This window comes from Micromonospora sp. NPDC047730 (assembly GCF_043204765.1).
In the GTDB taxonomy this organism is placed as follows: Bacteria; Actinomycetota; Actinomycetes; order Mycobacteriales; family Micromonosporaceae; genus Micromonospora.
The window spans coordinates 1-1,447 of sequence record NZ_JBIDCU010000072.1; the positions used below are offsets into that span (position 1 = coordinate 1).

The 1,447-nt window shown below is 64.9% G+C and carries 1 protein-coding gene; it reads right to left on the reverse strand.

Annotation, left to right across the window (positions count from 1 at the left end; all coding sequences use genetic code 11):
* A partial coding sequence (locus tag ACGF5G_RS35725; protein WP_393271320.1) for an AAA family ATPase occupies positions 1 to 1,447 on the reverse strand: 1,447 nt, incomplete at both ends.

Sequence of the window (1,447 nt, forward strand, 5' to 3'; positions counted from 1 at the left end):
TGTTGCTGGGGTCGCCTTCGCAGTCGACGACGACGATCTGGCCGGGGGTCAGTTCGTTGAACAGGATCCGCTCGGACAGGTTGTCCTCGATGTCACGCTGGATCGTGCGGCGCAGCGGCCGCGCGCCCAGGACCGGGTCGAAGCCCTTCTTCGCCAGGTACTTCTTGGCGTTGTCGGTCAACTCCAGACCCATGTCCTTGTTCCGCAACTGGGTCTCGATCCGCGCGATCATGATGTCCACGATCTGGAGGATCTCGTTCTCCCGCAGCTGGTGGAACACGATCGTGTCATCGATCCGGTTCAGGAACTCCGGCCGGAAGTGCTGCTTCAGCTCGTCGTTGACCTTCTGCTTCATCCGGTCGTAGTTCGACTCCGAGTCCTCCGACGCCTGGAAGCCCAGCGACACCGCCTTCGCCACATCCCGGGTACCCAGGTTCGTGGTCAGGATGATGACCGTGTTCTTGAAGTCCACGATCCGACCCTGACCATCGGTGAGCCGACCATCCTCCAAGATCTGCAGCAGCGTGTTGAACACGTCCGGGTGGGCCTTCTCGATCTCGTCGAACAGCACCACACTGAACGGCCGACGACGCACCTTCTCCGTCAGCTGCCCACCCTCGTCATAACCGACGTAACCGGGAGGCGCACCCACCAGCCGCGACACCGTGTACCGGTCGTGGAACTCCGACATGTCCAGCTGGATCAGCGCATCCTCCGAGCCGAACAGGAACTCGGCGAGCGCCTTCGACAGCTCCGTCTTACCCACGCCGGACGGGCCGGCGAAGATGAACGAGCCGGACGGGCGCTTCGGGTCCTTCAGACCGGCCCGGGTACGCCGGATCGCCTTCGAGACCGCCTTGACCGCGTCCTCCTGCCCGATGACGCGCTTGTGCAGCTCGTCCTCCATACGCAGCAGACGCGAGGTCTCCTCCTCGGTCAACTTGTACACCGGGATACCGGTCCAGTTACCCAGCACCTCGGCGATCTGCTCGTCGTCAACCTCACTGACGACGTCCAGGTCACCGGCCTTCCACTCCTTCTCCCGCTGCGCCTTCTGACCCAGCAGCTGCTTCTCCTTGTCCCGCAGCTGCGCAGCCCGCTCGAAGTCCTGCGCGTCGATCGCGGACTCCTTGTCACGACGCACCTGCGCGATCCGCTCGTCGAAGTCCCGCAGGTCCGGCGGCGCGGTCATCCGACGGATCCGCATCCGCGCACCAGCCTCGTCGATCAGGTCGATCGCCTTGTCCGGCAGGAACCGATCCGAGATGTACCGGTCGGCCAGGGTGGCCGCCGCGACGAGAGCCGCGTCGGTGATCGAGACGCGGTGGTGCGCCTCGTAGCGGTCCCGCAGCCCCTTGAGGATCTCGATGGTGTGGGCCAGCGACGGCTCACCCACCTGGATCGGCTGGAAGCGGCGCTCGAGCGCGGCGTCCTTCTCCAGGTGCTT